Raw genomic sequence first — 23,695 nt, forward strand, 5'->3', positions numbered from 1 at the left:
TGCTTCATCAAACTGGGCCTCTCGGTAAAGACGAGAAGTTGAAGTGATTGTGGCAAACGCCGCCAAGCGCGGCAAGTTTCCCGAGGGCTTTAGTGGCTTGTTGCGACGAGAGTGTTGGGTTTTTGCAACAAGCCTGCCAATTTCCTGCGCAGGCCGGTTCGGGTCGACCAGCGGTCGATCGGGCGAGGTCAGGCAAACAGGGCCGCGAGCGCTTCGCCGGGTTCGCCGGCGCGCATGAAGGCTTCGCCGACAAGAAAGGCATTGACGCCGTGGTCGCGCATCAGAGCGACGTCGTGGGCGGCGAGGATGCCGCTTTCGGTGACGACAATGCGATCTTCCGGGATGAAGGGCAGTAGCTCGAGGGTCGTCTGCAGGCTGACCTCGAAGCTGCGCAGGTTGCGATTGTTGATGCCGATCAGCGGCGTGACGAGTTGCAGGGCGAGCTCGAGTTCGTGGCCATTGTGCACTTCGACGAGCACGCCCATCCCGAGGCTGGCGGCGACGGCCTCGAAGTCAAGCATGCTCGGCAGATCGAGCGCCGCGGCGATGAGCAGGATCGCATCTGCGCCCATGGCGCGTGCTTCGAAGACCTGATAGGCGTCGACCAGGAAGTCCTTGCGCAATACGGGCAGGGCGCAGGCTGAACGCGCCGCCTGCAGATAGGCGGGCGAGCCCTGGAAAAACGGGCTGTCGGTGAGTACCGACAGACACGCCGCGCCGTGGCGCTGATAGCTGGCAGCGATCTCGGCGGGGTGGAAATCGGCACGCAGAACGCCGCGGGACGGGCTGGCCTTCTTGATTTCGGCGATCACCGCCGGCTGCGTGGCCGCGATCCTGGCGCGGATGCTGCCGACAAAGTCGCGTGCCGCCGGCTGCCTTTCGGCGGCGGCACGTAGCTCGATCAGGGGGGTGGCCGCTTGCGCAGTCGCGACTTCGTCGTGCTTGACGGCAAGAATGCGCTTGAGGATGTCGCTCATCGTGGCGCTGCTTCTGCGGAAGGCAGTGCGGCTTGTTCTGCAGGGTCTTCGAATATCTGGTCAACCGGCACCCGCACTGTCAGGGAGGCGAGTTCGACGTCCTCGCCCAGGCCGTAGTCATGGAGAACCCAGTGATTCTCGAGGTCGCGACGGAAGACTTCTACTCGTTGTGTGCTCAGGTCGATCAGGACGTAGTCCTGCAGGCTGTCGAGCTTGCGATAGGCGGCGAACTTGCCGCCGCGGTCGAAGGCCGCGGTCGACTCGGAGAGGACTTCGGCGACCAGCACGGGATGACTGACGTAGTCGGGCGTCAAGCGGTCGCGCGGGTCGCAGGTGACGAGTACGTCGGGATAGAAGAAGCAATTCGCAGCTTCGACGCGGGCCTTGACCGATTCGACGAAGACGCGACATGGCGTGCCTTTGAGGGCTTGGCGCAGGGTGCTGGCAAGGTTCAGTGTGGCGACATTCTGCGACTGGCGCACGCCGACCATGGCAAAGACCTCGCCCGCGACGTATTCGTGCCGCTCTGCCTGCACTTCTTCCCAGGCCAGGTAGGCGGCAGCATCGAAGGGCTTTTCAGTTTGCGGGATGGCCATGTCTTGTCTCCTTCGCCAAGCGGCTGATCACGCCGAGAAGTCGCGCGTGAACGCGACGAACTCGTCGAGCCTGGCGAGGGCCGCGCCCGAGGCGATGGCTTCGAAGGCCCGCTCGACGCCGTCGGCAAGCGTATCGCCAAGACCGCTGACGTAGATGCTCGCGCCGGCGTTGAGGGCGACGATGTCACGTGCCGCACCGCTCTTGTTCTGCAGGGTGGCCAGCAACATCGCTTTCGATTCCTCGACGTTGGCCACGCGCAAGGCAGCGGGATCGTGCAGCGGCAGATTGAACTGCCCGGGGTGGACGGTGTACTCGTCGATGCGGCCGTCCTTCAGTTCGCCGACCAGCGTTTCGCCGGCGATCGAGATTTCGTCGAGACCTTCGCGGCCGAAAACGGTCAGCGCGCGCGAACTGCCGAGGCGCTGCAGGACACGCACCTGGATTCCCACCAGATCGGGATGAAAGACACCGAGAACCTGGCTTTCCGCGCCGGCCGGGTTGGTCAGCGGGCCGAGAATATTGAACAGCGTACGCACCCCCAGCTCGCGGCGAACCGGCGCCGCGTGCTTCATCGCACTGTGGTGATTGGGGGCGAACATGAAGCCGATGCCGACTTCGTCGATGCACCGTCCCACCTGTTCCGGAGTGAGGTTGATATTCACGCCAAGCGCCTCGAGAACGTCGGCGCTGCCCGACTGCGATGACACCGAGCGGCCACCGTGTTTGGCGACCCGGGCTCCGGCCGCCGCGGCGACGAACATCGCGGCCGTCGAAATGTTGAAGGTCTGCGCGCCGTCGCCGCCGGTGCCGCAGGTATCGACCAGGTGCGCACGGTCGCTGACCGTTACCTTGGTCGACAATTCCCGCATCACCTGTGCCGCTGCCGAGATCTCGCCGATGGTTTCCTTCTTCACGCGCAGGCCGGTGATGATCGCCGCAATCATCACCGGCGTCACTTCGCCACCCATGATCTGGCGCATCAGGGAGACCATTTCGTCGTGAAAGATCTCGCGGTGTTCGACGACTCGCGCCAGGGCCTCCTGTGCTTTCATTGGTGGTGCTCCTCGAGGAAGTTCTTCAACAGGTCGTGGCCGCGTTCGGTGAGGATCGATTCGGGATGGAATTGAACGCCTTCGACAGCCAGGGTACGGTGGCGCAAGCCCATGATCTCGCCGTCGTCGGTCCAGGCGGTAATCTCCAGGCAGTCGGGCAGGGAGTGGCGCTCGACCGCCAGCGAGTGGTAGCGCGTGCAGGTCAGCGGATTCGGCAGGCCGCGAAAAACGCCCTGGTCGCTGTGCTCGACCGGCGACACCTTGCCATGCATCAACCTGTGCGCGTGCACCACGCGGCCGCCGAAGGCCTCGCCGATGGCCTGATGACCGAGGCAGACGCCGAGCAGTGGAATCCTGCCGGCAAACTCACGAATCGCGGCCAGCGAGATTCCCGCCTGTGCCGGCGTGCACGGGCCGGGAGAAATGACCAGCAGGGCCGGGTCTAGGCGCGCGATCTCGGCGAGCGAAATGGCATCGTTGCGGAATACCCTGACTTCCTGCCCCAACTCGCCAAAATACTGCACGAGGTTGTAGGTAAAGGAGTCGTAGTTGTCGATCATCAAGAGCATGCAGAGCCTATCCTCGTGACTGAACAGGCTGGCGCCTGCCATGCCGCCTGTTGATGGCCGGTACCAGCCGTTGATCGCCGCTTGTCTCGCGTTCTCGGAAGGGCGGTCGGCGCCGACGGCACCGGTAAAGCCAGGATTATCGCGCGTGCGCTCGGTCACCTCAAGTTCAGGCTGGCGCGAATGATCGCCAACCGCCGCCGCCATGACGCGTGAAGCGCTCAGCTGGCCACGCTATACTCTTGGGGTCGATGCAAGTTAAGCACCAGTCTTCCTTGAAGGGGATGCACGCTATGAGATCCGGTAGTCGGAGCTTCTGGGTGTGGGCCGAGGCGCTCGATCTTCTGCAGGGCGCCGAGCGCCTGCAACGCCAGAGTTTTGCGCTGAAAATTCTGGGCTCGGCGCCGTGCTGGGAACCGTCCGTCGATCTCTATCAAAACGGCGATGAGCTTACGCTGCTGGTCGCGTTGCCGGGAGTCGATTCCCGGCAGGTGGAAGTGGCCCTCGACGAGGCGGGCCTGCTCGTGCGCGGCGAGAGACCCATGCCGCCGGCTTGCCAGAGAGGTGCCATCCACCGCCTTGAAATTCCCTATGGCCGTTTCGAGCGGCGGATCGCGCTGCCCCCGGGAAGTTTCAGCATGCATGAGCAGCTTCTGGAAAACGGTTTTCTCGTGCTGGTCCTCCGTAAATTCATGCAAGGATAAGACCATGTCAAGCGAAAAGGCGCAGCTGGAGCGCGATCGACTCGCGCCAGGAGGGGGCGTGCTGGTCATCCCCGTCGATGCCCTGGTCATCGTGCCGATACGCAATGCGGTGCTTTTCCCGGGCATGATCCTGCCGCTGACGATCAACCGCGAGCAGGCGATACTGGCGGCGCAGCAGGCGGCCAAGAGCGAGAGCCAGGTCGGCATTCTGCTGCAGCGCAACGCCGAGGTCGAGGTGCCCGGTCCGGACGATCTGTGCACGGTTGGGACGGTCGCCAGCGTTCTGCGCTACGTCACTCTCCCTGACAACTCGCACGTCATCGTCTGTCAAGGCGAGCAGCGATTTCGCGTCAGCGAGTACCTGCCCGGATATCCCTTCCCGGTGGCGCGAGTCGTGCGCATCGACGAGTCCGAAGCGAACGAGCGCGAGATCGAGGCGCGCTTGATTCGCTTGCGCGAACGGGCACTGGAAGTTCTGCACTTCATGCCGCAGGTCTCGCAGGAGTTGCTGCATGCGGTGCAGAACATAAGTCAGCCAGGGGCGCTGGCGGACCTGGTCGCCAGCGTCACCGAGATCAAGACTGCCGACCGGCAGAAGATACTGGAGACCGTGGACCTTGGGCAACGTCTCGATGCGGTCCTCGATTGCCTGCTCCGGCGCCTGGAAGTGCTTCGCCTGTCACGCGAGATCGACGAGCGCACCAGGGCCAGCATGGATCACCACCAGCGCGAGTACCTGTTGCGCGAGCAGCTGAAATCGATCCAGAAAGAACTTGGCGAGGGCGACGCCGGCAATGCCATGGAGATCGAGGCGCTACGCAAGGCGATCGACGAGGCGCAGATGCCCGAGGAGGTGGCGGACCAGGCGAACAAGGAGCTGAAACGCCTGCAGCACATGTCCGACGGCGCGGCCGAATACTCGATGATCCGCGCCTATCTGGACTGGCTCGTCGAGCTGCCCTGGAGGGAGCCCGAGCCGGATCGCATCGAAATAGCCGAAGCGCGGCGGGTTCTCGAGGCCGACCACTTTGGACTGGAGCAGGTCAAGAAGCGCATCGTCGAATTTCTTGCCGTGCGCAAGCTCAATCCGAGTGGTCATGGGCCGATTCTTTGCTTCGTCGGTCCACCGGGTGTCGGCAAGACGTCTCTCGGGCAATCGATTGCCCGCGCGCTCGGGCGCAAGTTCGTGCGTGCCTCGCTCGGCGGCGTCCATGACGAGGCCGAAATTCGCGGCCATCGCCGTACCTACATCGGCGCCTTGCCGGGCAACATCATTCAGGCCATCCGCAAGGCCGGATCGCGAGGCTGCGTGATGATGCTCGACGAAATCGACAAGCTCGGCAGCGGCATTCAGGGCGACCCGTCGGCGGCGCTTCTCGAGGTGCTTGATCCGGAACAGAACAACACTTTCCGCGACAATTACCTGGCGTTGCCGTATGACCTTTCGCGAATGCTGTTCATCACCACCGCCAACGTCCTCGACAATGTCCCGGGGCCCTTGCGTGACCGCATGGAAGTGATCGAACTTCCTGGCTATACGCAGGAGGAAAAGCTGGAGATCGCGCGCCGCTACCTGGTCGGGCGCCAGATCGAGCAGAATGGCCTCAAGGACGGACAGATCGATTTCTCCGACGCAGCGTTGCTGGCGATCATCCGCGACTACACCCGCGAAGCCGGCGTGCGCTCGCTCGAACGGCAGATTGGCGCGGTTTGTCGGCGTGCGGCGGTGAGTATTGCCGAGGGAACGATGCACACGATGCAGGTCGACGGCAGCGAGCTGGCCGGCATTCTCGGGCCGGTTCGCTACGACAACGAGATCGCCCTGCGTGCCGGGCTGCCAGGCGTGGCTACCGGCCTGGCGTGGACGCCTGCCGGTGGCGACATCCTGTTCATCGAAGCCAGCCGTACCGCCGGCGACGGCAAGTTGATCCTTACCGGGCAGCTGGGCGAGGTGATGAAGGAATCGGCGCAGGCGGCGCTGACGCTGGTCAAGACGCGCGCTGCGGGCCTCGGAATCCAGGCCGCCCGCTTCGCGAGATCAGACGTGCATGTGCATGTGCCGGCCGGTGCGATCCCGAAGGACGGTCCGAGCGCGGGGGTGGCGATGTTCATCGCGCTGGCCTCGTTGTTCTCCGATCTGCCGGTGCGCGGCGATACGGCGATGACCGGTGAGATCAGCCTGCGCGGACTGGTGTTGCCGGTCGGTGGCATCAAGGACAAGGTGTTGGCAGCGATGCGTGCGGGAATCGAGCGCGTCCTGCTACCGGCACGCAACCGCCGTGATCTCGATGAGGTGCCAGCGGCGGCGAAAGAAAAACTGCAGTTCGTCTTTCTCGACAGCGTCGACGATGCGGTGCGTAATGCGATGCCGGAACCGGTGCTCAAGCCTGATATGGAGGCTTCGGCTGCCGGTCGCTTGCACAGCGGTTTTCCCTGACGGTGGCCACCTGGGTGGGCGTGCCGGCCGCATGTCGGCGGCAAGCGAGGCGGCGGTGCAGGTAGGCTGCATGGTCGACCAGGCACATTTGGAGGGAGATCAGAGATGCAACGATTTTACCGTTTTTCGGCGAGCTTTCTCGGCGCAGGCCTGCTGACTCTGGGGGTCATCCACGCGGCCGTTGCCGAGGTGCCGTATGCCAGCGGCGGCATTGGTGACGATGACCCGATCGAGGTCGAGGCGATGCGCAACGAGTACAACCTGCAACTCGTTTTTGCGGAGCAGGGCAGCGGTGCCTACCTTGCCGATGTCAAGGTGCGCATTCAGGATGCGGCGGGGCAGACCGTGCTGGTGGCGCATTCACCGGGACCGCTGTTCTACGTCAGCCTGCGCCCAGGGCGATACCGCGTCGACGCCGACTACAATGGCGGGGTGCTCAGCAAGGCGGCCAGTGTTGGCGAAGGCCGTCGGCGGGAGCTTTATTTCTACTGGCCGCACGAGTAGGTCGTATGGCCTCTGGTGCCGTGCTGCGTTCTCGATGAAACCTGCAGCGACCCTGACAGCCGCCTGAAGCCCCTGCGCCGGCGGGCTTTCGCCCGCTCCATGGCGCGGCCATCGTCGCCAAGTCCGGGCAAGCACTCCCCAGCCCCCGTCGTCATTGCGGATGGCGGTCGGTGGCTCACAGGCGCGTGTCGAGGCCGTGCTCGGCGAGTTCTGCGGCGCGCAGCACTGCCAGAGCCTTGTTCTGGGTCTCCTGCCATTCCGAGGCCGGGTCCGAATCGGCGACGATGCCGGCACCGGCCTGGACGTGCAGCTGGCCATCCTTGACGACGGCCGTACGGATGGCGATGGCCAGGTCCATGTCGCCGTTGAAACCCATGTGGCCGACCGCACCCGCGTAGATGCCGCGCTTGACCGGCTCCAGCTCGTCGATGATTTCCATGGCCCGCACCTTGGCCGCGCCGGAGACCGTTCCCGCCGGGAAGGTGGCCTTGAGAACGTCGAAGGCGTTCAGCTCGGGGCGCAGCCGGGCTTCCACATTCGAGACAATGTGCATGACGTGAGAGTAGCGCTCGACGATCATGTTTTCCGTGAGCTTGATGCTGCCGACGCGGGCGACGCGACCGGCGTCGTTGCGGCCGAGGTCGAGGAGCTGGACGTGTTCGGCGCGTTCTTTCTCGTCGGCCAGCAACTCGTCGGCGAGCGCCTGGTCCTCGTCGAAGGACACGCCGCGCCGGCGGGTGCCGGCGATGGGCCGCACGGTCACCGTGTCGCCCTCGAGGCGAACGAGAATTTCCGGTGAGGCACCGACGACGTGGAAGTCCTCGAAGTCGAAATAGAACATGTACGGCGACGGATTGAGCGAGCGCAGCGAACGATACAGGGCCATCGGGCTGGCGCTGAAGGGCTTGCTCATGCGCTGCGAAAGGACGACCTGCATGATGTCGCCTTCGGTGATGTAGCGCTTGGCCTTGACCACCGCCTTCTTGAACTGGGTTTCACCGAACATCGACGTCGCCGGCTGCGAGGGCTGCGGTTTTTCAGCGGGAATGCGCACCGGTTCGCGCAGCCTGGCGAGCAGTTCCCGCAGTCTCGCCTGCGCCTTCTGGTAGGCGCCGGGAACGCCTGGCTCGGCGTAGACCACCAGCGTCAGCTTGCCCGAGACGTTGTCGACTACGGCAATCTCCTCGGAGAGCAGGAGCACGATGTCGGGAATGCCGAGGTCGTCGGGTTTCTGCGAGCGCGTCAGGCGGGTCTCGATGTAGCGCACGGTGTCGTAGCCGAAGCAGCCGACCAGGCCACCGCAGAAGCGTGGCAGACCGGTCGTCGGCGCCGCCCGAAAGCGCTGCATGTAGTTGGCAATGAAGTCGAGCGGGTTGGTGTCGTCCTCGCGTTCGGCAATGCGATTGCCATTGAGTACCAATACCTGATGCGCGTTGACCACGATGCGCGTCGGGCTGGCCAGGCCGATGATCGAGTAACGGCCGAAGCGCTCGCCCCCCTGTACCGACTCAAGCAGGTAGGTGTAGGGCTGATTGGCCAGCTTCAGGTAGATCGACAACGGGGTGTCGAGATCGGCGAAGGTCTCCAGGGTCACCGGGATACGGTTGTAGCCTTCGGCGGCCAGCCGATTGAAATACGCTGCAGTCATGGGAACTCCACAAGAAAACTCGGCTGGAACAGAGGTGCGCCGGGCGCCTGCACGGCGCGGCCGGGCGGCGCGACGAGGCGGCTGGTCTGCCTACGGACGTCAGTGACGCCAGGGCCAGGCCCCCGCCCGGCGGACAGGCGGCGCGTGCAGCTTGTGGTCGTGTGTGCTCATGCGTGACTGACGCGCCGGGCCGCTTCGGCGAGGGTCGAGACTATAGCATCGCAAGCGAGGTCGCGGACTTCGCGCCCTTCGTTGTAGCCGTAGGGGACGAGAAAAACGTGGCAGCCGGCGGCCCGCCCGGCGTGAAAATCGTGCACCGAATCGCCGATCATCAGCACGTCGGCGGGCGAGGCGCCAAGGCGGCCGCTGGCCCAGACCAGAGGCATGGGGTCGGGTTTCGGGCGGGGCAGAACGTCGCCGCTGACCACCACCTGAAAAAATGGCGCCAGACCGACATGTTCGAGCAATGGCAGCGAGAAAGCTTCCGCCTTGTTGGTAATCACCCCGAGCGGCAGGCCCAGGGACTGGAAGGCTTCGAGGCCTTCGCGTACGCCGGGGAAAAGGACGGCATGGCGTCCGTTGGCCACCGCGTAGTGGTGCCGGAAACTGTCCAGCGCTTCCTTGGGCGGCGGTGCGGGGTCGTCGGCGGCAATCATGCTGCCGGCGAGAACGCGCTTGACCAGATTGGGGATGCCGCGCCCGACGTAGCTGCGAATCGCCGCCACGGGAATTTCCGGGCGGCCGAGGTCGCCGAGCATGGCGTCGGCTGCGGCGTGCAGGTCGAGGACGGTGTCGATCAGCGTACCGTCGAGGTCGAAGAGCACGGCGCGCACGGCGAGTGACGGCGCCACCATCATGCGCCGGCCAGTTGGGCGCGCAGCGCCGCGATCACCGTGTCGTAGCGGTTGGCGTCGCCGTCGCGGCCGGCGCCGAAGACGGCTGAACCGGCGACGAAGGCGTCGGCGCCGGCAGCCGCGATCGCGGCAATGTTGTCCACCTTCACCCCGCCATCGACCTCGAGCCGGATGCGGCGCCCGCTCTTGCCTTGGTAGGCGTCGATGCGGGCGCGCGCAGCGCGCAGTTTGGTCAGCGTCGAGGGGATGAACGTCTGTCCGCCAAAGCCCGGGTTGACGCTCATCAGCAGGACGATATCGAGCTTGTCCATGACGTAGTCCAGGTAGTCCAGCGGCGTCGCTGGATTGAACACCAGGCCTGCCTGGCAGCCGCATTCACGGATCAGCGCCAGCGAACGGTCGACGTGTTCGGAAGCTTCGGGGTGAAAGGTGATGATGTTGGCGCCGGCCTTGGCGAAGTCGGGAATGATCCGGTCGACGGGCTTGACCATCAGGTGCACGTCGATCGGCGCGGTTGTCAGCGGGCGGATGGCGGCACAGACAAGGGGGCCGATGGTCAGGTTGGGGACGTAATGGTTGTCCATGACATCGAAGTGAATCCAGTCGGCGCCGGCGGCGAGGACGTTGATCACCTCATCGCCAAGCCTGGCGAAATCGGCGGAAAGAATACTCGGCGCTATGACGTGCATGAACAGGAAACCCGGTGAAAAAGCGAGTTCTCATTCTACCGTGAAACGCCTTCCTTCGGCCCGGCGCGCCGTTGCCGGGTCGCGGCGGGCTTGTCAGCGTGCGCACTTTGGTGTGCAATGCCGTTTCTGATCGTCCCGACATCGAGCAAACATGGCCGAAAGCAAGAAATACGAGGTCGCAGTCAGCGCGGTCCCGCAATATATCGCCGAGCAATCGGACCCCGCCAACGACAGCTATGTCTTTGCCTATACGATCACCATCGAGAACGTCGGCACCGTGCCGGCGCAGCTGATTTCCCGGCACTGGATCATTACCGATGCCGCCGGTGAGGTGCAGGAGGTGCGTGGCCTGGGCGTCGTCGGCCGCCAGCCGCTGCTGCAGCCGGGCGAGAAGTTCGAATACAGCAGCGGCTGCCAGCTCGATACGCCGGTGGGCACGATGCGTGGCAGTTACCAGATGACGGCCGTAGACGGCAAGCAGTTCGAAGCGGAAATCCACGAGTTCACCCTGGCCGTGCCGCGCGTCCTGCACTGACGCATTTCCCTTGCGCCGCAAGCATGGCTACACGCGGCTCCCGCCGTCCTATGATCGCGTGCTTGTCGCGGCGACGCGATGTGGTTTTCGAGGAGTTTCTGGCGGCTGACTGGGTCAGGTTGATCGGTCTGAAGCGTGTCGGGAACCCGTGACTTCGGCGCGGCGGGCGACGTCCAGTTCAGCCAGCAGGCAGCTTTCAAATGATCTGACGACACTGACGTCATCGTCCACCGCTGGCGCGGCAGCCAGAACCGCCGCGCGCAGCGCCGTTCTGCGGCCTGCGTCGCGGCACTCCCCGGCCAGGCGTGTGGCAATGCGGATGTAGTCGTCTGTCGACGAGGCGATGTTGTCGGCCAGGCCGGCCTTGCGCAGCAATCCGGAAGCAAGGCGCTGGCGCATGTGGCGCCCTTCGCGGGTGACGATCGGCAGGCCGCGATGCAGTGCCTGCCAGGCCGTGGTGTATCCGGAAAAAGCCGGGCAGTCGAGAAAGACGTCGCAGAGATCGAGCAAGGCAAGAAACTTCCCGGGCGAGAGCCAGGGAATCAAGAGCAGGTGTCGCGTCGGATCGATGCCGCGCTTGCGGAACACCGATTCGAGGCGCGCCATGACCTGGTCGGTCGCCCAGGGGCAAACCGGATCGCGCAGCAGAATGAAGACACTCGATCCGGCTGCAACGGCTATCTGCGCATAGAGATCATCGTCGACCGGGTCGAGCTTGATGCTCCGTTGGGCGATCAGGAAGCGGCGACCATCCAGACCGTGCAGGGCGGCCTCCACCTCCGGAATGGGCTCGGCAGCGATCGGCAGCGAAGCGGTGCAGCAGCCGGTGCCGGGCAAGCGGATCAAGCGCTCGCGGTAGTGGGCATCGGCATTCGCGGGCTCGAGCAGGTCGCCGGAGAGAAACAGATCGATGCTGGCCAGGCCGGTGGTGATCGGGTGCCCCCAGCTGGCCACCTGCAGCGGCGCGAGCCGATGTGCGGCAAGGAAGTAGGCGATCGACGACATGCCGATTTCCGGGTAGAAAATCACGTCCGGGCAGTCTTGGCCAGCGGCGGCCAGCCAGCCGCTGGCCTCGCCAATCGTGTGCCGGTCACGCCAGCCATCGACCTGCGTGCGGGCAAAGGCCGTTTCTTCGTCCTCGGCATTGCCCAGGTGATAGATGAGCACCTCGAAACGCGTACGATCCAGGTGCAGCAACAGGCCGCGCAGGACGATATCCCATACCGAATGCCGGCGCACGTGATGCGATACCACCAACAGCCGGGTTCTGTCGCGATGCGGGCGCGGTGCACGCTCCCGCGGGGGCAGGCATTCAGCGACCAGGTCGCCGTAGCGCGATAGCAGATCGACGTGATTGCCATCGCGGTAGGCGAGGAAGAACGGTTGCTGCGCGCCGGCCAGGTCGGCGGCACGTATCTGCCGACCGGGGTCGGCGTGCAGCCAGTCGGAAAGCGTAGCGAGTGCGGCAGCGAAAGCGTTCGGTACGGCGGCAGCTTCTGCGCTGGTGTGCACGATTACCGGCAGGGCGGCGGTCGCCAGAGCCAGCCGCGTCGTGGCACGATCAGGTTGCGCATCGAGTGCCTGAAGGTAGCAGCTTTCGGCTTCCTTCGCGCGTCCGAGTTCCACCAGGACGCCGCCGAGCCGTTCAAGTATTTCGGCGTTCGCCGGCTGCGCCTTCAGGGCATCCCGATAGCAGCGCTCCGCCTCGGCGAAACGGGTCTGGTCGACGAGAAGTCGTGCCAGATTGGTGCACGCATTCACGTAGCCAGGAGCCAATTGCAGGGCTCGACGATAGCATTCCTCGGCCTTGACCAGGCTCCCGAGTTCCTGCAGCACGTTGCCAAGATTGTCGAGGGCGGGGACGTAGTCCGGAGCGCGCTGCAGCGCGGCTGCAAAACAGTTCCCAGCTTCTTCCAGCCGCCCGCTCTTGCACAGGATGTTGCCCAGGCAGAAGTGGGCCGCAGGATATTCCGGCGCGCGCTGTGCTGCCCGACGAGAGAAGGCTTCAGCTTCGTCCAACCGCCCCAGTTCGCCCAGCGTATCCGCGAGACAGACCAGCAGTTCGGCCGAATCCGGCGCGCTGCGCAGGACTCCGCGCAGGCAGGCCTCCGCCTCGGCAAACCTTCCTGACAGTCGCAAGGAATCGCCAAGCGCGAACTGGGCGCCCGCGTTCCCCGGCTGAATCAGCGCGGCGCGCTCGAAGCTGGTGGCCGCCGCGTCGAAAAGCCCGCGTTCGATGAAAGCTCTCCCGAGCGCAGTCTGGGCATCGAAATCTTCGGGTGCGAGCGTCGTTGCGCGCTGCAGGGCGGGCACGCCATCCTTGCCTTGCGCCTGCAGGGTGGCACCAAGGAGCCCCCAGAGAAATCCCGATTGCGGCGATTGTCGCACGAGAAGGTGCAGCCACGATTCCAGTTCGGCATGGCGGCCTGCCTGGAACATGGCCACCAGCTGGCGCGCGTCGACCGCGTCGGGCGGCAAGGTGAGCTGGTGACGCTGGGCCGGTTCGGCGGCACCTTGGCCGAGGCAGCAGTTCTTGTACTTCCTGCCACTGCCGCAGGGACAGGGATCGTTCCGTCCGGGCTTCATCGCCAGTCGTTCCGCAAAGAGGCGCTAGCTGCGGTAGTCGGCGTTGATCTTGACATAGTCGTAGGAGAGGTCGCAGGTATAGACCGCCGCTCGGGCCGGGCCGCGTTCAAGCTCGACGCGGACGGTGATTTCGTCCGCGCGCATGATGCGCGCGCCGTCGCTCTCGCTATAGGAAGCGGCCCGGCCGCCGTTTTCGGCGACCAGAACCTCGCTGCCTCCGCCCGCCAGCCATACCCTGAGGCGATTGACGTCGAGGGCATCGACGTCGGCGTAGCCGATCGCCGCCAGGATGCGGCCGAGATTGGGATCGGAAGCAAAAAAGGCGGTCTTGACCAGCGGCGAATGGGCGACGGCGTAGCCCACGCGCTTGCATTCCTGACGGTCGCGGCCGCCTTCGACGGCGACGGTGATGAATTTGCTGGCCCCTTCCCCGTCGCGGATGATCGCCTGCGCCAGCTCCATGGCGACGGCGGTCACCGCTTCGCGCAGTTGCGCGTAGGCGGGTGAGCCGGCGTCGCTGCATTCGATACCCGCCTGGCCGGTGGCGATCAGGATCAGCGAGTCGTTGGTCGACGTATCGCCGTCGACGCTGATGCAGTTGAACGATTCGTCGGCCGCTTCGCGCAGCAGTTGCTGCAGCAGCGGCGCCGCGACGCCGGCGTCGGTGGCGATAAATCCGAGCATGGTCGCCATGTTCGGGCGGATCATTCCGGCGCCCTTGCTGATGCCGGTGATGGTGACGCTTCTGCCGTCAATCTCGAGGCGCCGCGAGGCGGCCTTGGCGACGGTGTCGGTCGTCATGATCGCGTGCGCCGCGGCATGCCAATTATCGGCACGCAGGTCGGCGACGCAGTCTGGCAGACCGGCGATCAGGCGATCGACGGGCAGAGGCTCGAGGATCACTCCGGTCGAAAAGGGGAGCACCTGGCGGTCGGCGATGCCCAGTAGCAGACCCAGCGCAGCGCAGCTTTCAGCGGCTGCCTGCCAGCCTTGCTCGCCGGTCCCGGCGTTGGCGATGCCGGTATTGATGACCAGTGCGCGCACGTCGCTGCCGAGTTGCAGATGGCGGCGGCAGACGTGTACCGGTGCGGCGCAGAAGCGGTTGGCGGTAAACACGCCAGCGACACGACAGCCGGGGTCGAGGGCGAGAACGGTGAGGTCGTTCCGGTCCTGCTTGCGGATGGCCGCCGCGGCGACGCCGAGACGAACGCCGGCAACCGGCAAGAGATCTGCGGCGGCAGGGGTACGATAATTGACGGGCATTGCAACCTCGCGAACGGGGAAGGGCTGCGCCAGCGTGGCCGGCAGTGGGGGGCGCCTGGCAGGTTACAGCTTCGGCAGCTGGCGCCTGCGCAGGTGGCAACCCCCGGTGGTGCGCGTGGCGGCAGTGGCGCTTACGACAACTTGCCGTGACAGAACTTGTACTTCTTGCCCGATCCACAGGGGCAGGGGTCGTTACGACCGACCTTCGGCCCCGCCGGCAGTGGCGCCATGGCCTCTGCCGGAGCTGCCTGGTCGTCGCTGCGCAGTGCGTCGTCGTAGCCCATGTGCTGATACTGTACATTCTGCACTTCGGCATGCGGTGCGGTTTCCTCGACGTCCTGCGGGCGTACCTGAACGGTCATCAACAAGCGTGTTACATCGGCACGCACGCTGTCCAGCAGGCGCTCGAAAAGCTCGAAGGCCTCGCGCTTGTACTCCTGCTTGGGGTTCTTCTGCGCATAGCCACGCAGGTGAATTCCCTGGCGCAGGTGATCGAGTGCCGCCAGGTGCTCGCGCCAGTGCGTGTCCAGGCTTTGCAGCATGACGTTGCGCTCGAACTGGTGAAACATCTCGGCGCCGACCAGATCGACCTTGGCCGAGTAGCTCGCGGTCGCGTTGTCGACGATCCGCCCCAGTATCTCTTCGTCGCGCAGATTCGGCTCGTCGGTCGACCAGGCGACGATCGGCAGCGGCAGTTGCAGGTCGGCGGCCAGGGTGTTTTCCAGCCCGGGCAGGTCCCATTGTTCTTCGACGCTGTCGGCCGGTACGTGCACCCGGAAAGTCTCGTGCAACACGGCGGCGCGCATCGCGGTGACCGTTTCCGAGATGTCTTCGCTTTCGAGCAGTTCGTTGCGTTGCGCGTAAATGACCTTGCGCTGATCGTTGGAGACGTCGTCGTACTCGAGCAGCTGTTTGCGAATGTCGAAGTTGCGCGCTTCGACCTTGCGCTGCGCCGATTCCAGCGAGCGCGAGACGAGCGGATGTTCGATCGGCTCGCCTTCAGGCATCTTCAGTCGCTCCATGATCGCCTTCAGGCGATCGCCGGCAAAAATGCGCAGCAGCGAATCGTCGAGCGCCAGATAGAAACGTGACGAGCCGGGGTCGCCCTGGCGGCCCGACCGGCCGCGCAGCTGATTGTCGATGCGCCGCGATTCGTGCCGTTCCGAGCCGATGATGTGCAGGCCGCCGGAGGCCACGACCTGGTCGTGCAGCACCTGCCACTCGCTGCGGATTTCGGCGATGCGCCGATCGCGCTCTTCGGCCGGCAGCGTTTCGTCGTCGCGGACCAGGCTGATCTGCTTTTCGATGCTGCCGCCGAGAACGATGTCGGTTCCACGCCCGGCCATGTTGGTGGCGATGGTGATGACCCCCGGGCGGCCGGCCTGGATGACGATGTCCGCCTCGCGTGCGTGTTGCTTGGCGTTGAGTACCTGGTGCGGTAGCTTCTCGTGGTCGAGCAGCGCCGAGAGCAGTTCCGAATTCTCGATCGACGTCGTGCCGACCAGTACCGGCTGCCCACGCTCGCGACAGCCACGGATGTCGGCGACGATGGCCGCGTGTTTTTCCTGTGCCGTCCGGAACACCTGGTCGTTGTTGTCGGTCCGGCGCATCGGCTTGTTGGGCGGGATGACCACGGTTTCGAGGCCGTAGATCTGTTGGAACTCGTAGGCTTCGGTATCCGCCGTACCGGTCATCCCCGACAGCTTGCTGTACATCCGGAAGTAGTTCTGGAAGGTGATCGACGCCAGCGTCTGATTCTCGTTCTGGATCTTCACGCCTTCCTTGGCCTCGACCGCCTGGTGCAGGCCTTCGGACCAGCGGCGACCGCTCATCAGCCGACCGGTGAACTCGTCGACGATCACCACTTCGCCGTTCTGCACCACATATTGCTGATCCTTGAGGAACAGGTTGTGGGCGCGCAGGGAGGCATAGAGGTGATGGATCAGGAGTATGTTGCTGGCGTCGTACAGGCTGCCGTTGCCGGGGAGCAGCCCGGCTTCCTCGAGAACCCTTTCGGCATTCTCGTGGCCGGCCTCGGTCATCAGAATCTGATGGCCCTTTTCGTCGACCCAGTAGTCGCCGGGACCGTTTTCTTCCTGGCAGCGCGTGAGCAAGGGGGCGACCTTGTTCATCCGCACGTAGAGATCGGTGTGGTCTTCGGCCTGTCCGGAGATGATCAGCGGGGTGCGCGCTTCGTCGATGAGGATCGAGTCGACTTCGTCGACGATGGCGAAGCTGAGCTTGCGTTGTACCCGTTCGGCGGTCGAGTAGACCATGTTGTCGCGCAGGTAGTCGAAGCCGAACTCGTTGTTGGTGCCGTAGGTGATGTCCGCAGCGTAGGCGGCCTGTTTGTCGTCGTGCGCCATCTGCGACAGGTTGACGCCGACCGACAGGCCGAGAAAGCGATGCAGGCGTCCCATCCATTCGGCGTCACGGTTGGCCAGATAGTCGTTCACGGTGACGATATGGACGCCCTTGCCGGCCAGGGCATTGAGGTAGGCGGGCAGGGTCGCGACCAGGGTCTTGCCTTCGCCGGTCCGCATTTCGGCGATCTTGCCGTCGTGCAGGACCATGCCGCCGATCAGCTGCACGTCGAAGTGCCGCATACCGAGGGCTCGTTTGCCGGCCTCGCGTACGACCGCAAACGCCTCCGGGAGGAGCGCGTCGAGCGTCTCGCCGCTGGCGACTCGTTCCTTGAACTCGACCGTTCTGCCGCGCAGATCTTCATCGGACAACGCGCTGATGCCTTCCTCGAGCGCGTTGATCTTGCGGACAACCCGCGAGTACTGCTTGATCAGCCGATCGTTGCGGCTGCCGAAAATCTTTTTGAGTAGGCCGGGAATCATTCTGGGAACGGTAAAGGAAGCTGCGAAGTTAGTATAAGGGCTCCAGTCCGGCAGCAGCGGCGAAGCGCTGCCACTGCCAGAAATGGCGAGCATTGGAGAGCCAATCGTGAGCAACCGGGATTGCAGCGCCGCAAACGCAGGATGACAGGATCAACGCAATCATAAGGCGTGCGGCATGGATACTACCTTCAAGAGGGGGTAGACGCAATTCTGGCTTCCACTGGCGCCGTGACGCGGGAGTGCTGAGTGGCGTCTGCCGGTGGCGACTGCGACTGGCGGGCGTTCTTGCCAGCGGCCCGTCCTGGAAGACCGCGCCGCGTGTCGCCAAAGCGTCGCTGCCGCTGCCCCTGCGCCTGTCGCGGCGGCCACCGGCCGAACGCGGCAGGAGTGGCCGAATTGCGCTTGTCAATCGGGAAAGGCAGGTGCTTTAATTATCTTACCGTCAGCCAATGTGAGGAGTCACGAGATGCCAGATAGTCACTTCAAGCCTCTGCTCTGGACCAAGCTCAGGAGAGGCGTTCCGTGTTACCTGCCGAAGGCTGCCGTGGGCGCCCGGGTTGAGGCTCATTCTCCGGCCCTGGCGGTGATGACCGACTTTCGTCGCTTTGCGCCGGTCACGATTGCCCGCGATGCTGCGCTCGACGAGGCCAACCGATTGATGACCCTGTGCAATGTGCACTACCTGCTGGTTGGTGACGAGCAGCGGCAGTTGCTGGGAATCGTCACCGAGGCCAGTACCAAGGGGCACCGGCCGCTGGCAACAGCGCACGCGATGGGAATTCGCCCGCGCGAGCTGGTGGTCGGCAATGTGATGATCAACAAGCACGACGATGCCGAGGTGGTGCACCTCAAGGACCTTGCCGAGGCCAAGGTCGGCCACGTCCTGGCTACGCTCAAGGAACTGGGGACGTCGAGCTTCCTGGTAGTGGAGCACGACGAGAGCGACAACCATGTCCTTTGCGGGGCGTTCTTCCTGGCGCAGATCGAGCGTCAGATGGGGGGCGCGTCACAACCCGACGAGGTCGCGCACACCTTCTCGCAGGTGGTCAATACGCTGGGGCGCTGAGTCGGCGCAACATGAGCCGGCTGGCGCTCGCGATGCGGCGCACTCGTTATTGTTGGCCGGTGCTTGGCGAGTCGCGGCAAAGACTGCTGGCGAGGCATGGCCTCGTCCGCTGGTCCGCAGGCACGCAAGTAGCCGCTTCGCCGCCTCTGTCCGCAAGCTGCCGGGATTTGACGAGGCCGGCTTAAGACACGCTTCAGCTGGTCAAAGCATGATCCCTTCCCTGGTGTGAGGGCAGGTCAGCCCGTGGGCGCTTCGCCGCTCGTTGCGGCCAACGGCTCCCGGCACCGATGCTTGCCGTGCTGTCGGGAGCCTGCTGCTGCGACCGCCAAGGCGGCGATAGAATAATGACCACCCCTCCTCGAGAAGTGACCCCGCCCATGAGCACCGGTAACGCCGCCCCGGAAATTTCCTTCGACGACCCAGGACGGCACGCGATGACGCAGCGCTGCACCTGGATCAGCGTCGCGGTCAATGTGCTGCTGACCGCGGCGCAGGTTGTCGCTGGCATCATCGCCAACTCGCAGGCGCTGATCGCCGATGGCATGCATTCGCTGTCCGATCTCGTCTGCGACTTCCTCGTGCTCTTCGCTGCTCATCACAGCAAGGACCCGGCCGATGAGAGTCACCCTTACGGTCACGCGCGCATCGAAACAGCGGCGTCATTTGCCCTGGGGGCGATTCTGGCAGCGACTGGCGGCGCCATCATCTGGAGCGCCGGCATGAAGTTGCAGGACCTGGGTAGCCTACCGCCGGTTGCGCCGTTGGCGCTGTGGACGGCGCTGCTTGCGCTGGTCGCCAAAGAGGCTTTGTTTCGCTACATGTTGCACGTCGGTGAAAGCCTGCGCTCGCCGATGCTGGTCGCCAACGCCTGGCACGCTCGCTCGGACGCTGCCTCGTCGCTGGTGGTGGCAGTGGGGATCGGCGGCAATCTGATGGGCTTCGTCTTCGCCGATTCGGTGGCCGCGGTGATCGTCGGTTTCATGATCGTGCGCATGGGGGTGGTGTTTTCCTGGGAAGCGCTGCAGGAACTGATCGACACCGGGCTGTCGGTCGACGAGGTGGATAGTATTCGCCAGGTGATCATCGACACTCAGGGTGTGGGCAGCCTGCACGAATTGCGCACCCGCCGCATGGCGCATCGCTCGCTGGTCGACGCGCATGTCTGCGTCAATCCTCGGATCAGCGTTTCGGAGGGGCATCGCATCGCCGAGGCGACACGCAAGCGGGTGCTCGACAGCCATCCCACAGTGTCCGACGTGCTGGTGCATGTCGACGTCGAAGACGACGTCGATCACGATAGCAAGAGCCAGAACATGCCGGACCGCAGCGAGTTGATGGGCTTCCTGGCGCCGGTGCTGGCGACGCTGCCGAAACCGCAGCGAGTGGTTCTGCACTATCTCAACGGCCGTGTCGAGGCCGAAATCTTTCTGCCTTGCGAGATTCTCTCCGACCCGACCCTGGTCAGCACCGCAGAACGCGAATTCGCCGAGCGCCTGCGCGCGCATCCTTTGCTCGGCGCCCTGTCGATCAACTACCGCCAGCGTATTTTTCCCGTGCGCCGCGGTTGATTTTCGGCCGGCAATTTTTCCCGGGAGCGCCGACTGAACGGCAGTCGTCGGCTGCGTGCGGGCTTGCTTGTGCGCTCCGCGGCAGGCGCAACCGGCGCCGCTGCCCGCTGGCGATCTGTAGCCGGCAGGGGCCGCGGTCCGGTACGCGCTGCATGCTATAATCCCTTTCTTTTTCAAGGCTTGAGAGGCGCACGATGTTTTCGGCTAACGACACACTGGCGAAAGTGGATCCCGAGATCTGGCAGGCGATCGAAAACGAAAATCGGCGCCAGGAAGAACATATCGAGCTGATCGCTTCGGAGAACTATGTCAGCCACGCGGTGATGGCCGCGCAAGGCTCGCAATTGACCAACAAGTACGCTGAAGGCTATCCGGGCAAGCGTTACTACGGCGGCTGCGAGCATGTCGATGTCGCCGAGCAGCTGGCCATCGATCGCCTCAAGAAACTGTTTTCCGCCGAGGCGGCCAATGTCCAGGCGAATTCCGGGTCGCAGGCCAATCAGGCAGTCCTGATGGCTTTTGCCAAGCCGGGTGACACGATCATGGGAATGAGCCTCGCCGAAGGAGGGCACCTGACGCATGGCATGCCGCTGAACATGTCCGGCAAGTGGTTCAACGTCGTGGCCTACGGTCTCGACCAGCATGAAGCCATCGATTACGCGAAAATGGAAGCGCTGGCCCGCGAGCACAAGCCGCGGATCCTCATCGCCGGTGCCTCGGCGTACTCGCTGCGCATCGATTTCGAGCGCTTCGCACGGGTAGCCAAGGAGGTGGGCGCGATTTTCATGGTTGACATGGCGCATTACGCCGGTCTGATTGCCGCCGATTGCTACCCGAACCCGGTTCCGCACGCCGATGTGGTGACCTCGACGACGCACAAGACGCTGCGCGGGCCGCGTGGCGGCATCATCCTGATGAAGGCCGAGCACGAAAAAGCGATCAACTCGGCGGTCTTTCCGGGTCTGCAGGGTGGGCCGCTGATGCACGTGATCGCGGCCAAGGCGGTGGCTTTCAAGGAGGCGCTGAAGCCGAGCTTCGCCAAGTACCAGGAGCAGGTGCTGGCCAACGCCCGGGTTCTCTCGCGCGTGTTGTCGGAAGAGCGCGGCATGCGCATCGTTTCGGGGCGTACCGAATCGCACGTCTTCCTGGTTGATTTGCGGGCCAAGAGCATCACCGGCAAGGAAGCCGAGGCCGCGCTGGGCGCCGCACACATCACGGTCAACAAGAACGCCATCCCCAATGATCCGCAGAAGCCCTTCGTGACCTCCGGGATTCGTATCGGTTCGCCGGCGATGACCACGCGTGGCTTCACCGAGATCGAATCGGAAGTGGTCGGGCACCTGATCGCCGACGTTCTCGATGCCCCCGGCGACGAAAAGGTCCTCGCCAGAGTGCGCGCCGATGGTGCGGCGCTGTGCAGGAAATTCCCCGTCTATGGCGGGCCGGCGGGATGAAATGCCCGTTCTGCGGCGCCGTCGAAACGACCGTCGCCGACACCCGTATCAATGACGATGGCGACCTGGTCCGCCGTCGTCGGCGTTGCCTGAAATGCGACAAGCGGTTCACGACTTACGAGCGTGCCGAACTGCGCATGCCGCAGGTGATCAAGAAGAATGGCTCGCGGGTCAACTTCGACGCCGAGAAGCTCGCCGCCAGTCTCCGCCTGGCGCTGCGCAAGCGCCCGGTCGGCACCGAGGCGGTCGAGGCGGCGATTGCCCGTATCGAGGGCAAGCTGCTGGCCCTAGGTGAGCGCGAACTGGCTTCGGAGAAGGTCGGCGAGATGGTCATGCTCGAGTTGAAAAAACTCGACAAGGTGGCCTACGTCCGCTTTGCGTCGGTCTATCGCAATTTCGAGGACGTAGACGAGTTCTCCAAGCTGATTCGCGAGGTCTCCCGCTCGCCGCAGAAACTCGGTCGCTGATGGCGCAGGGCTTCAGCGCGTTCGACCACGAGATGATGGCGCGGGCGTTGCGCCTGGCCGAGTTGGGTCTGTATACCACCACCCCCAATCCGCGTGTCGGTTGCGTCATCGTCAATGCGGGAAAGATCGTCGGCGAAGGCTGGCATCTGCGCGCCGGCGGGCAGCACGCCGAAGTACATGCCCTGCGCGCTGCGGCTGAACGTGCGCGCGGGGCAAGCGTTTACGTGACGCTCGAGCCGTGCAGTCATCAGGGTCGGACGCCGCCCTGCGCCGACGCGCTGCTGGCGGCGGGAGTGCGCCGCGTCGTCGTCGCCATGCCCGATCCCAATCCGCTCGTCGCCGGGCAGGGGCTCGCCCGCCTGCGCGCGGCCGGAGTGCTTGCCGAGGAGGGCTTGCTCGCTGTCGAGGCCGGCGAGCTCAATATCGGTTTCGTCGCCCGCATGACTCGCTCGCGGCCCTGGCTGCGCCTGAAGGTCGCCGCCAGTCTCGACGGCAAGACGGCATTGCGCAACGGCGCCAGCCAGTGGCTGACCGGTGCCGACGCCCGCCAGGATGGGCATCGCTGGCGCGCGCGTGCCTGCGCCATTTTGACCGGCATCGGTACTGTCCGGCACGACGACCCGCAGCTCGATGTGCGTGGGGTGGCCGGGCTGGCCAGCGATTCCCGCCAGCCCCTGAAAGTCGTCGTCGATAGCCGGCTTGAACTGCCGCTTGGCGCCCGACTGTTGCGCGGTGCTCGCGTTCTGCTCGCTGCCGCCAGCCCCGACACCTCGCGGGTCGCCGCTTTCCGGGAAGCCGGCGCCGAGGTGCTGCTGCTGCCTGGGGCGGACGGGCAGGTCGACCTGCGCGCGCTGTTCGCCGAACTCGCCCGCCGCGGCATCAACGAAGTTCACGCTGAAGCGGGTTTTCGCCTCAGCGGTTCGCTCCTCGGCGCCGGTCTGGTCGATGAACTGCTGCTCTATCTGGCGCCCTGCCTGCTGGGCGACGCGGCACGTGGCATGTTCGATCTGCCCGCGCTGGAGTCCCTGGCCGGCAAACGCAGCTTGCTCATCCGCGACCTGCGTCCCGTGGGGCCGGACTTGCGCCTGCTGGCACGCTTCGCTTGACGTCGCCTGACGCGCAGACCGGACACTGCGTGTCCTGGCCGAAGTTCACACTGCGCCAGTCCATCGACAAACCGTCGAGCAGCCACAGGCGGCCAAGGACGACTTCGCCGGCGCCGGCGATCAGCTTCAGCGCTTCGGCTGCCTGCATGGCGCCGATGATGCCGGTGAGCGGTGCGAATACCCCCATCACCGCGCAGCGCTCCTCCTCGACATCGTCTGCTTCCGGGAACAGGCAGCTATAGCACGGCGTGCCCGCGCGCCGGCTGTCGAATACCGCGAGCTGGCCGGCAAAACGGATCGCAGCGCCGGAAACCAGTGGCGTGCGCTGGCGGACGCATTGCCGATTGACGGCGTGGCGGGTGGCGAAATTGTCGCAGCAATCGAGCACCACGTCGGCGTCGGCGATCAGAGCAGCCAGAGCATCGCCAGCGAGACGGCTGTTGATTGCTTCGACGCGTACTTCGGGATTGATATGCGCCAGCGCCATCTTTCCTGACAGGGCCTTGGGCTGGCCGATGCGCTCCTGCGTGTGGAGAATCTGGCGCTGCAGATTGGTGAGGTCAACCTGATCGCCGTCGGCGAGGGTGATCCGGCCGACGCCGGCCGCGGCGAGATAGAGAGCGGCCGGAGAACCCAGGCCGCCGGCACCGACGATCAGTGCCTTGGCGTTGACCAGGCGCTGCTGCCCTTCAATGCCGATTTCGTCGAGCAGGATATGGCGGCTATAGCGAAGCAATTGCTCGTCGTTCATCGGGCTGGCCCTGGCCTTTTCCTGC

20 protein-coding genes are annotated in these 23,695 nt (G+C 64.7%); 9 read left to right on the forward strand and 11 right to left on the reverse strand.

Going from position 1 to position 23,695, the window contains the following annotated elements:
* Positions 1-188: 188 nt before the first annotated feature.
* The 4 genes from trpC to QZ613_RS15450 are packed head-to-tail and all read right to left on the reverse strand — an operon-like array spanning position 189 to position 3,195.
* Positions 189-977 (reverse strand): indole-3-glycerol phosphate synthase TrpC, encoded by a 789-nt coding sequence (trpC, locus tag QZ613_RS15435; protein ID WP_291900748.1) that lies wholly within the window; start codon positions 975-977, stop codon positions 189-191.
* Positions 974-1,573 carry a Uma2 family endonuclease gene (locus QZ613_RS15440; RefSeq protein WP_291900751.1) on the reverse strand — a complete coding sequence of 200 codons (600 nt, stop codon included), beginning with the start codon at positions 1,571-1,573 and terminating at the stop codon, positions 974-976. The genes trpC and QZ613_RS15440 overlap by 4 nt, the downstream gene beginning before the upstream one ends.
* A gap of 27 nt (positions 1,574-1,600) precedes the next feature.
* The gene (trpD, locus tag QZ613_RS15445) at positions 1,601-2,626 is read right to left on the reverse strand and encodes an anthranilate phosphoribosyltransferase (RefSeq protein WP_043566137.1); all 1,026 of its coding nucleotides are present in this window, start codon (positions 2,624-2,626) and stop codon (positions 1,601-1,603) included.
* Complete coding sequence (locus QZ613_RS15450; protein ID WP_043566267.1) at positions 2,623-3,195, reverse strand: aminodeoxychorismate/anthranilate synthase component II; 573 nt, start codon at positions 3,193-3,195, stop codon at positions 2,623-2,625. Before QZ613_RS15450 ends, trpD begins: the two co-directional genes overlap by 4 nt.
* 317 nt (positions 3,196-3,512) lie before the next feature.
* Between QZ613_RS15450 and QZ613_RS15455 the strand changes: the two genes are divergently transcribed.
* The 3 genes from QZ613_RS15455 to QZ613_RS15465 all read left to right on the forward strand — a co-directional run bounded on the left by QZ613_RS15455 (position 3,513) and on the right by QZ613_RS15465 (position 6,837).
* Complete coding sequence (locus QZ613_RS15455) at positions 3,513-3,896, forward strand: Hsp20/alpha crystallin family protein (RefSeq protein WP_291866025.1); 384 nt, start codon at positions 3,513-3,515, stop codon at positions 3,894-3,896.
* Positions 3,897-3,900: 4 nt separating this feature from the next.
* A complete protein-coding gene (gene lon / locus QZ613_RS15460) occupies positions 3,901-6,333 on the forward strand; it encodes an endopeptidase La (RefSeq protein WP_291983135.1) in 2,433 nt (810 codons plus the stop codon).
* Positions 6,334-6,438: 105 nt separating this feature from the next.
* Positions 6,439-6,837 carry a carboxypeptidase regulatory-like domain-containing protein gene (locus QZ613_RS15465; RefSeq protein WP_291866020.1) on the forward strand — a complete coding sequence of 133 codons (399 nt, stop codon included), beginning with the start codon at positions 6,439-6,441 and terminating at the stop codon, positions 6,835-6,837.
* 175 nt (positions 6,838-7,012) lie between these two features.
* On the opposite strand, the gene trpE is transcribed toward QZ613_RS15465, so the two are convergent.
* The 3 genes from trpE to rpe all read right to left on the reverse strand — a co-directional run bounded on the left by trpE (position 7,013) and on the right by rpe (position 10,028).
* Positions 7,013-8,485 carry an anthranilate synthase component I gene (gene trpE / locus QZ613_RS15470; RefSeq protein ID WP_291983136.1) on the reverse strand — a complete coding sequence of 491 codons (1,473 nt, stop codon included), beginning with the start codon at positions 8,483-8,485 and terminating at the stop codon, positions 7,013-7,015.
* Between the two features lie 167 nt (positions 8,486-8,652).
* The gene (locus tag QZ613_RS15475) at positions 8,653-9,342 is read right to left on the reverse strand and encodes a phosphoglycolate phosphatase (protein WP_043566121.1); all 690 of its coding nucleotides are present in this window, start codon (positions 9,340-9,342) and stop codon (positions 8,653-8,655) included.
* Entirely contained in the window at positions 9,339-10,028 is a 690-nt protein-coding gene (gene rpe / locus QZ613_RS15480) for a ribulose-phosphate 3-epimerase (RefSeq protein ID WP_291983138.1), read from the reverse strand. Before rpe ends, QZ613_RS15475 begins: the two co-directional genes overlap by 4 nt.
* A 151-nt stretch (positions 10,029-10,179) precedes the next feature.
* Between rpe and apaG the strand changes: the two genes are divergently transcribed.
* Positions 10,180-10,563: a Co2+/Mg2+ efflux protein ApaG gene (gene apaG, locus QZ613_RS15485; protein WP_043566115.1), complete on the forward strand. Its 384-nt coding sequence runs from the start codon at positions 10,180-10,182 to the stop codon at positions 10,561-10,563.
* A 114-nt stretch (positions 10,564-10,677) separates the two neighbouring features.
* On the opposite strand, the gene QZ613_RS15490 is transcribed toward apaG, so the two are convergent.
* The 3 genes from QZ613_RS15490 to secA form a co-directional block, all read right to left on the reverse strand.
* Positions 10,678-13,149 (reverse strand): tetratricopeptide repeat protein, encoded by a 2,472-nt coding sequence (locus tag QZ613_RS15490; protein ID WP_291983140.1) that lies wholly within the window; start codon positions 13,147-13,149, stop codon positions 10,678-10,680.
* 24 nt (positions 13,150-13,173) lie between these two features.
* Positions 13,174-14,412: a bifunctional glutamate N-acetyltransferase/amino-acid acetyltransferase ArgJ gene (gene argJ / locus QZ613_RS15495; protein WP_291983142.1), complete on the reverse strand. Its 1,239-nt coding sequence runs from the start codon at positions 14,410-14,412 to the stop codon at positions 13,174-13,176.
* A gap of 131 nt (positions 14,413-14,543) precedes the next feature.
* Entirely contained in the window at positions 14,544-17,258 is a 2,715-nt protein-coding gene (secA, locus tag QZ613_RS15500) for a preprotein translocase subunit SecA (RefSeq protein WP_291983231.1), read from the reverse strand.
* Positions 17,259-17,724: 466 nt separating this feature from the next.
* Between secA and QZ613_RS15505 the strand changes: the two genes are divergently transcribed.
* From QZ613_RS15505 to ribD, 5 genes are all read left to right on the forward strand, one after another.
* Positions 17,725-18,324: a CBS domain-containing protein gene (locus tag QZ613_RS15505; protein ID WP_291863210.1), complete on the forward strand. Its 600-nt coding sequence runs from the start codon at positions 17,725-17,727 to the stop codon at positions 18,322-18,324.
* 377 nt (positions 18,325-18,701) lie between these two features.
* Positions 18,702-19,892: a cation diffusion facilitator family transporter gene (locus tag QZ613_RS15510; RefSeq protein WP_291863208.1), complete on the forward strand. Its 1,191-nt coding sequence runs from the start codon at positions 18,702-18,704 to the stop codon at positions 19,890-19,892.
* A 194-nt stretch (positions 19,893-20,086) separates the two neighbouring features.
* Positions 20,087-21,346, forward strand: coding sequence for a serine hydroxymethyltransferase (gene glyA / locus QZ613_RS15515; protein WP_043566099.1), 1,260 nt, complete (start codon positions 20,087-20,089; stop codon positions 21,344-21,346).
* Positions 21,343-21,813 (forward strand): transcriptional regulator NrdR, encoded by a 471-nt coding sequence (gene nrdR, locus QZ613_RS15520; RefSeq protein ID WP_043566097.1) that lies wholly within the window; start codon positions 21,343-21,345, stop codon positions 21,811-21,813. Before glyA ends, nrdR begins: the two co-directional genes overlap by 4 nt.
* On the forward strand, positions 21,813-22,919 hold the full coding sequence (gene ribD / locus QZ613_RS15525) for a bifunctional diaminohydroxyphosphoribosylaminopyrimidine deaminase/5-amino-6-(5-phosphoribosylamino)uracil reductase RibD (protein ID WP_043566094.1): 1,107 nt from the start codon (positions 21,813-21,815) through the stop codon (positions 22,917-22,919). Before nrdR ends, ribD begins: the two co-directional genes overlap by 1 nt.
* On the opposite strand, the gene QZ613_RS15530 is transcribed toward ribD, so the two are convergent.
* Positions 22,861-23,670 (reverse strand): HesA/MoeB/ThiF family protein, encoded by an 810-nt coding sequence (locus QZ613_RS15530; RefSeq protein ID WP_043566091.1) that lies wholly within the window; start codon positions 23,668-23,670, stop codon positions 22,861-22,863. The two genes, ribD and QZ613_RS15530, sit on opposite strands and share 59 nt — an antisense overlap.
* Positions 23,671-23,695: the final 25 nt, after the last annotated feature.

The organism is Candidatus Accumulibacter sp. ACC005 (genome assembly GCF_907163215.1).
Classification (GTDB): Bacteria; Pseudomonadota; Gammaproteobacteria; order Burkholderiales; family Rhodocyclaceae; genus Accumulibacter; species Accumulibacter regalis.